At 35.3% G+C, this 7568-nt stretch carries 8 protein-coding genes; 7 read left to right on the top strand and 1 reads right to left on the bottom strand.

Going from position 1 to position 7568, the window contains the following annotated elements; all coding sequences use genetic code 11:
* Positions 1–55: 55 nt before the first annotated feature.
* The 6 genes from rlmD (at position 56) to BBS29_RS07990 (ending at position 5668) form a co-directional block, all read left to right on the top strand.
* Entirely contained in the window at positions 56–1444 is a 1389-nt protein-coding gene (rlmD, locus tag BBS29_RS08005; protein WP_068131177.1) for a 23S rRNA (uracil(1939)-C(5))-methyltransferase RlmD, read from the top strand.
* Between the two features lie 466 nt (positions 1445–1910).
* Positions 1911–2072 carry an SHOCT domain-containing protein gene (locus BBS29_RS08630; RefSeq protein WP_371440764.1) on the top strand — a complete coding sequence of 54 codons (162 nt, stop codon included), beginning with the start codon at positions 1911–1913 and terminating at the stop codon, positions 2070–2072.
* A gap of 52 nt (positions 2073–2124) precedes the next feature.
* Positions 2125–2364: a recombinase family protein gene (locus BBS29_RS08550; protein ID WP_246828782.1), complete on the top strand. Its 240-nt coding sequence runs from the start codon at positions 2125–2127 to the stop codon at positions 2362–2364.
* Entirely contained in the window at positions 2352–3686 is a 1335-nt protein-coding gene (locus tag BBS29_RS08000) for a recombinase family protein (protein ID WP_257009099.1), read from the top strand. Before BBS29_RS08550 ends, BBS29_RS08000 begins: the two co-directional genes overlap by 13 nt.
* Positions 3686–4099: a recombinase gene (locus tag BBS29_RS07995; protein ID WP_068131174.1), complete on the top strand. Its 414-nt coding sequence runs from the start codon at positions 3686–3688 to the stop codon at positions 4097–4099. Before BBS29_RS08000 ends, BBS29_RS07995 begins: the two co-directional genes overlap by 1 nt.
* A gap of 3 nt (positions 4100–4102) precedes the next feature.
* Positions 4103–5668 (top strand): recombinase family protein, encoded by a 1566-nt coding sequence (locus BBS29_RS07990; protein WP_068131171.1) that lies wholly within the window; start codon positions 4103–4105, stop codon positions 5666–5668.
* A 393-nt stretch (positions 5669–6061) separates the two neighbouring features.
* Here BBS29_RS07990 and BBS29_RS07985 read toward each other — a convergent pair whose 3' ends face one another.
* Positions 6062–7177: an IS4 family transposase gene (locus BBS29_RS07985; protein WP_068131169.1), complete on the bottom strand. Its 1116-nt coding sequence runs from the start codon at positions 7175–7177 to the stop codon at positions 6062–6064.
* Between the two features lie 241 nt (positions 7178–7418).
* Here BBS29_RS07985 and BBS29_RS07980 point away from each other — a divergent pair.
* Positions 7419–7568: TetR/AcrR family transcriptional regulator (locus tag BBS29_RS07980; protein WP_257009100.1), on the top strand; the 150-nt coding region annotated here is incomplete at its 3' end.

Here is a 7568-nt window from a genome sequence, read left to right as displayed (position 1 = left end):
GTCTATTACTTTAATTAGTTTAGAAACTAACGAAGAAATGTAGAAGGTGAAAGTTATGTCAAAGTCACGCATATATGATGTGACAATAAAAAGTTTTAATAAAAAAGGTCAAGGTGTCACAAAGTATCGAAGAGATGATTGGGAGGGTAAAGGTAAGAATTTACGTTTAACAATCCCTCGCACTATTCCTGGAGAAGTAGTCCGTGTTGAAGTACCAAATGCTATGAACCGTAAAAGTGCGTTTACGCATCCAATTGAAATTTTAAAAAAAGATGACAACCGTATCGACGCACCGTGTAAATATTTTGATATTTGTGGTGGATGTCAGTGGCAACATTTTGATTATAATGCGCAACTAAAAGTAAAAGAAAATGCGGTTAAAATGCACATCGAAAACAATGGTTTCGACCCTTCAGTGATTCGTCCAATTATCGGTGCAGAAAATATGTGGCGCTATCGTAACAAAATGGAGTTTACGTTCGGTAGTAACGGTGAACTAGGTCTCCATGAAATGGATAACTTTAGAAATATTATAGACCTTGATTCATGTTTAATTGCTGGTAGTGAGACTGAAAAAGTGATGAATTTAGTCTCAGAGTGGACGAAGCAAAGTGGCATTAAAACGTACAACAAAGATACAAAAGAAGGAATTTTACGTTACTTAATGGTGCGTGAATCTCAACATACAGGTGAAGTCATGTGTGCGATATTTGCTGCAGATGATCCAGAACCGTATGAAGAAGAAATTAATAAACTATTAAAAACGTTAGTATCTGAAATAGAGAATATCGAGAGTATTACGTGGTCAAAAAATACGGATTTAGCAGATATGACGCAATCAGAACGTACAGTTGTTCTTCATGGTAGAGATTATATTCATGACGAAATGTACGGGTTTAATTACCGTCTATGGTTTGATACGTTTTTCCAAACAAATCCAAGACAAGCAGAAAAATTAGTAGACCTCGCAATAGAATTTGCAAATCCAACGAAAGATCAGTCGATGATTGACTTATTTTGCGGAGTAGGAACGTTCTCATTACCATTTGCAACGCGCGTCAAAAGACTCGCTGGTATTGAAATTGTCGAGAGTTCTATAGAATCAGCAAAGCAAAACTCTGAAGATAACGATGTTACTAATACTTATTTCCTCGCAAAGGACGCTAGACGTGGTATTGACGAAGTACTAGAAAACTGGGGCAGACCAGACGTCATTATGCTCGACCCACCAAGATCAGGTGCAGGTGGAAAAGTGATGCGTAGAATCGGACGCCTTCAAACAGATAGAGTAGTATACGTTTCATGTAACCCAGAAACATTCGCAAAAGATATCACATGGCTCAGAGATTTTGGCTATGAACTAAAAATCGTACAACCTGTAGATCTATTTCCGCATACAGTGCATGTGGAGTTGGTGGCGCTGTTGTCAAGGGTGGAAAAGTAAAAGGTTGAAGTGTTAAAAATGTGGGTAAGCAACAATTAAAAGTAATGAAAGCTGGATTTAAAGATGTGTTTGTGAAATATGAGTAAATAAAAACAACCGAGGAGCAGTTAAACTCTTCGGTTGTAACTTAAATGACTATTTAATCTTCCACAATCGCGCCCGATTGTGGAATTATTTAATTTAATTATAACACTTCAAACAATTCTCTCTTTGAGCCTTTTTATAAAATTTCAAAAGAAATTTATTTGTAATTTTTAAAAAGGGTGTTAAAAACCAACCTTTTAAAAACGATTAAATATTTTGCCTTTCAATATTTAATTCATCTTGTTCAATTTGATATTCTTGTTCTTCAATATCCAATTTCTCTAGTTTAGCATTATTTAAATTAAACATTTCAATCATCCCTCCAATAAAATTGACCGTTTGCTGAATAATCTACTTTCATTATATCTAGAACTTCAATTACATATCAACTATTAATGAACTTCATTTTCATCTTGCTGAAAAAATGCTTATGAAACTACGTGAAGAGGAGCTTATTTCTCAGGAAGAATTCGATCAAATAAGTAAATTAATTCGTCAAAAATTCAATACATTATTAGGTCCTTTAATGTGCGACAAATCTTGATTTAACAGTGTTCTAACGCAAATATGTCACGTACAAGAAAGGGAGTGAGTGGATGAGAAAGATAACAACACTTGATATGTCAAAATATTCATCAGTAAATCCGAAACAAAAGGTAGCCTCATATATACAAGTGTCAACATCAAATGAGGATCAGCTGTTTAGCCTAGAGGCTCAAAGACGACACTACAAAACTTTGATTGAAAAGAATGATGAATGGCGACTTGTCGACATTTATAATGATGAAGGCATAACAGGGACCAAAAGGATAGACGGCCAGAATTGCTTCGCTTAATATCTGATTGTGAAAAAGAAAAGATTGACTTCATTTTAACAAAATCAATTAGTCGATTTGTGAGAAACACAATTGATTGCTTAGAGTTAGTCAGAAAATTGATGGACTTAGGTGTACACATTTATTTTGAAAAAGAAGACATCAATACAAATTCGATGGAAAGTGAAATCATGCTTTCAATCTTAAGTAGCCTTGCTGAAAATGAATCAGTGTCACTTTCTGAAAACAGTAAATGGTCGATTAGACAGCGATTTAAACGTGGAACCTATAAATTATCATATCCACCATACGGTTACGATTATATCGATGAACAGGTTGTTGTAAATGATGAACAAGCACAAGTAGTCAAACAAATATTTAATAACGTACTTGAAGGAATAGGAACTGAAAAAATTGCTAGGCAGCTGAACGAAGAAAAAATTTCAACAAAGCGGAATGGCAATTGGACAGGGTCTACGATACGTGGAATTGTTAAGAACGAAAAGTACACTGGTGATGTGCTACTTCAAAAGACTTTTACTGATGAGCATTTTAATCGAAAAGTAAATCAAGGTGAACTGGATCAATACTTAATTGAAAATCATCATGAAGCAATCATCACACATACTGATTTTGAAGCGGCTAATCGAATGCTAGAATATCAAGCAAGCCAAAAGAATGTAGCTGCTGGAAGTAGAAAGTATTTAAACCGTTATCCTTTTTCAGGGAAAATTGAATGCGCGGAATGTGGCGATACATTTAAAAGGAGAATTCACACTTCTACGCATAGAAAATATATTGCTTGGTGCTGTTCAACACACATTAAAAACAGAGATGAATGTTCGATGCTTTTCATTAAGGAAGAACGCATTCATCAAGCTTTTATTACAATGATGAACAAACTCGTTTTTGCTCGAAAAGAAATACTACATCCACTTTTTGAAACAATGAAAAATGGCTTTAAACATGATACAGAAGAACAGCTCGATCATATTGAATTGCAATTGACTGAGTGCTATGCGAAGAGTCAAATGTTGAAAAAGCTAATGGATGATAAGTTTTTAGAACAGAAATTGTATGAAGAACAACGGGCGAAAATGGACAACCAAATTAATGAGTTGTTGGAGGATAAAGAACGGTTGCTACGACTTATTCGCAACGAAGAAGAACAAGTCTACGAACTGAAAAGACTGATAAGTTTCACCAATAAACAGCAGAAAGTTGCATCATTTGAAGAAACGATATTTAACGAATATATTGAAAAGGTTTATATACACTCGTCAACAAAAATAGGTTTTTTATTAAAAAGTGGCTTGTTGCTAAAGGAAGAGGTGAATAGGTGATGGCACATACACCATTTGGCTATCAAATTGAAAACGGTAAAGTAGTCATAAATAAAGAAGAGCTGAAACAACTGCAGCATCTTTTTCAAGCGTATTTATCAGGATTGTCATTAGCAAATGCCGCTAAGGAAGCGGGAATAAAGCGAAATCATGGCGGTATTACCCGAATATTAACGGATGAAAGATACTTAGGAACGGATATTTTTCCTACCTTAATATCAAAAGAATTATTTGAAAAAGTGAAGATAGAAAGATATAAACGGGCAAAAAAATTAGGAAGACTAAATAAAAAACAAGAAGAAACCCCGTTTGAAATTCCCACATTCACTTTACCATCTATCGATATCAAACATGACAACCCATATAAACAAGCAGAATATGTTTACAGTTTAATAGAAAGTGTGGTGACCTAGAGTATGGAAAGTTCAAGAAATGTTACAGTCATCCCGGCAAGACCAAGAAGAACGAGGGAAGTAAGTGATAAGCAAAAGCTGAGGGTAGCTGCTTATTGCCGAGTATCAACTGACAGTGATGAACAGGCAACGAGTTATGAAGTGCAAATCGAACATTACACGTCATACATTCAAGCTAATCCCGAGTGGAAACTTGCAGGAGTTTATGCAGACGATGGCATTACAGGAACGAACACAAAAATGCGAGAACAGTTTAATAAAATGATAGCTGATTGTATGGATGGAAAAATCGATATGATCATTACAAAGTCCATTAGCCGATTTGCAAGGAACACGTTAGATTGCTTGAAATATATAAGAAAGCTGAAAGAACAAGATATACCCGTATTCTTTGAAAAAGAAAATATCAATTCGATGGATGCGAAAGGGGAAGTGATGTTGACGATTATGGCGTCACTTGCTCAGCAAGAAAGTCAGTCGCTTAGCCAAAACGTAAAACTTGGTATTCAATATCGATACCAACAAGGCGAAGTGCAAGTAAACCATAATCGATTTCTCGGCTACACAAAAGATGAAAATAAACGCTTAGTCATTGTGCCAGAAGAGGCGGAAATCATCAAGCGAATTTACCGAGAATACCTGGAAGGATTTAGCTTAAATAAAATTGCAAAAGGACTTGAAGCGGACGGCATATTAACAGGTGCGGGAAGAAAGAAATGGTACAGTAGTTCACTGCATAAAATTCTGACGAACGAAAAATATATGGGAGATGCACTCCTTCAAAAAACATATACAGTCGATTTCTTATCGAAAAAGCGAGTGAACAACGATGGGGTTGTTCCACAATATTATGTAGAAAACAATCATGAAGCTATCATACCAAAGCACCTTTTCATGTTAGTACAAGAAGAATTGAAAAAACGAAAAATCGCTCATATTAGTAAAAATGGACAAAGGCGAAATTACAGCAGTAACCACAGTTTGGCTCAGATTGTATTTTGTGAAAACTGTGGAGAAATATTTAGAAGAGTCCATTGGAATAACCGAGGGAAGAGGTCAATCGTTTGGCGATGCGTCAGCAGGCTTGAAAATACAGGAGTGTTTTGTGATGCGCGAACTGTTAGAGAAGATGACTTAAAGCAAGCCGTTATCCAAGCGATAAATGAACTGTTTAAAAATCGGAGCAACTTTCTAAAAGTCTTAGAACAAAATATTGCACATACGTTATCAAGTCATTTACACGATAAACTGGTGAAAGTTGAAAAAGAACTGGAAGCCTTGCAACATTCTTTAATCGGCCTAGCGAATTCGAACAAAGACTATAATGACGTTGTCGATAATATTTACAAACGTAGAGAAGAAAAACAACAACTTCAACTAGAGATTGCAGAACAAGATAATGGAAGAGAACGATTGGAACAAATATCAGCGTTATTAAAAGAGCAAACATGCGAACTAGAAACGTATGATGAGCAGCTAGTTAAGCGGATGGTTGAGAGAATTGTAGTTCATCCTGAAAAGTTGGAGATTGAATTTAAGTCTGAAATGATTGTTGAAATTGATGTATAGATTAATTGCATGACCCTGTGAAATCGGAGGTAACTTTTCATCGGCTTTTCAATTCTTTATTATCAAGATATCGATAGTCTAGTTGATTGGATAATAGGGACAACTTACAAGTGGAAGTTTCAGAGTATTGCCATTTGGTCAGTAGGTCAGGAAGATATGCGAATTTGGGGAGCATTACCGAAACAAATATTAATAATTCAAGAATGTCTACTAGATGTAGGCATTTTTTTATAACAGTATCATTTTATCACTAGCGTTGCATTAATATTATTGTAATTTTCAGTTTTTGTTTATTTTCTGAGAGAGCCAAAAAACTGAATACCCAACTAAAGGTGGCTCCATCCATTTTTTTAAATATACAGTTAAACATGAGTGACAGCGACGTTTTCTTTATTAAGAGGCGCCTTTCCCTTCTATTTTTAGAAGCCAGATGTAAGCTGGTTTCCATAGAGATGCCCTTAATAAACGGCTGATTTGTAAAATAGTTCTTTTGCTTTCTGTATTGATTTGAACCAGCACATTTAAACAGAAGACAATCATCGCAATATATACTTGATTGTGAATGGCGAACTCACTCTGACCATAGAACTTTTTAATGTTTAAATGTTGTTTAATCCACTTGAAAAAGAGTTCAATCGCCCATCGCGATTTATACATCTCAGAGACTTCTTCTGGACTTAAATCAAAACGATTAGTTATTAAATGGAGTACATTCCCTTTTGAATCGACAACTTTTAATAGGCGAAAGTAATTTTCAGCACGGTTTTGCGTTGTACCAATCAAGACCATTTGGTCCGATAGAACCGGCGAATCCTCTTCTAGCTTAAAGTCGTAAATTTCCCGAATGACGGCATTTTTACGAAGCCTAGAAAGGAAAAAGTAGCCATCGTCTGTCATACGATCGAAACGATCATAATCTAAGTAGCCGCGGTCAAACACATACATGCACTCTTTGTCATCGACCATAACTTCAAGCTGATTTCGATCATGTTCTTTTGCGTTAGTTAGCACGGCTTTTTCAGGATAGGATATTCCTTTCTCCATAAATACCAAGCGGAGATGTAGCTTGACACCTGCTTTTGTTTTACGGAATTCGGCCCACCGATGATTAGCTAGGCTGAGTGGTAGCGTGCTTGAATCAATAATTTTTAACGGCATGACTAGCTTAGAATAATGAGTTTTATCATGAATTTGAGCTACTAAGTCCAAAAATATACTTTGAAATAGTTGCGGTGGCATACCGTTTAATCGCCGTGATAATTGAGATACACTTATCGAATTCAGCTCGGTTTCATGTTGAAGTTGGTCATTGAAAAGCCAGTCGCTTATGGCATGTAAACTCGCCACCTCTTTTAGTTGTGAAAAAAGTAATAATTTCAGGAATGACTCTGTCGTTAGCTTTTTTGTATAGTGGTCTAATTTCAATGTTTTTACGTTTTCTTCAAATAGTTGAAGATTTATAGGTGAAAACCATTGCTCAAATGATGTTTTGCGTGTAATCTTGTCCATGAGTTTGGTCCTTTATTAATGGATTTGGACGGGTTACCACCTGGTTATATCCATTATAAAGGACTTTTTCTTTGGATAATAGTAAATTAGTGAATATTCGATATGTTGTTAATATTTTGTGTTAATTAATGCAATGCTAGTGTCATTTTATATAAAATCAATAATTGCCAATTTAAAAATGATTTGCTAATATTACTGTACTGAACGTTCAGTACAGTAATATAGATAACTGGAGTGATGTATGTTGAGTAAAAAAGAAGAACTTCTTACAAATGCGGCTAAGATTATAAATGAGGAAGGTATCCAAAAATTAACCATGCAGTACCTTGCCGAGAAGTCTGGAATTACAAAAGGTGGTGTTCTCTATCACTTTGATAGTAAAGAAATATTA

This window comes from Nosocomiicoccus ampullae (genome assembly GCF_001696685.1).
Classification (GTDB): domain Bacteria; phylum Bacillota; class Bacilli; order Staphylococcales; family Salinicoccaceae; genus Nosocomiicoccus; species Nosocomiicoccus ampullae_A.
The sequence above is the reverse complement of the archived record's forward strand: the minus strand, read 5'-3'. Positions and strand labels throughout refer to the sequence as shown.

Bases quoted from the DNA above. Each gene is read 5' to 3' on its own strand.
- rlmD (WP_068131177.1), top strand. From the start codon at position 56: ATGTCAAAGTCACGCATATATGATGTGACAATAAAAAGTTTTAATAAA.
- BBS29_RS08550 (WP_246828782.1), top strand. From the start codon at position 2,125: ATGAGAAAGATAACAACACTTGATATGTCAAAATATTCATCAGTAAAT.
- BBS29_RS07995 (WP_068131174.1), top strand. From the start codon at position 3,686: ATGGCACATACACCATTTGGCTATCAAATTGAAAACGGTAAAGTAGTC.
- BBS29_RS07990 (WP_068131171.1), top strand. From the start codon at position 4,103: ATGGAAAGTTCAAGAAATGTTACAGTCATCCCGGCAAGACCAAGAAGA.
- BBS29_RS07985 (WP_068131169.1), bottom strand. From the start codon at position 7,177: ATGGACAAGATTACACGCAAAACATCATTTGAGCAATGGTTTTCACCT.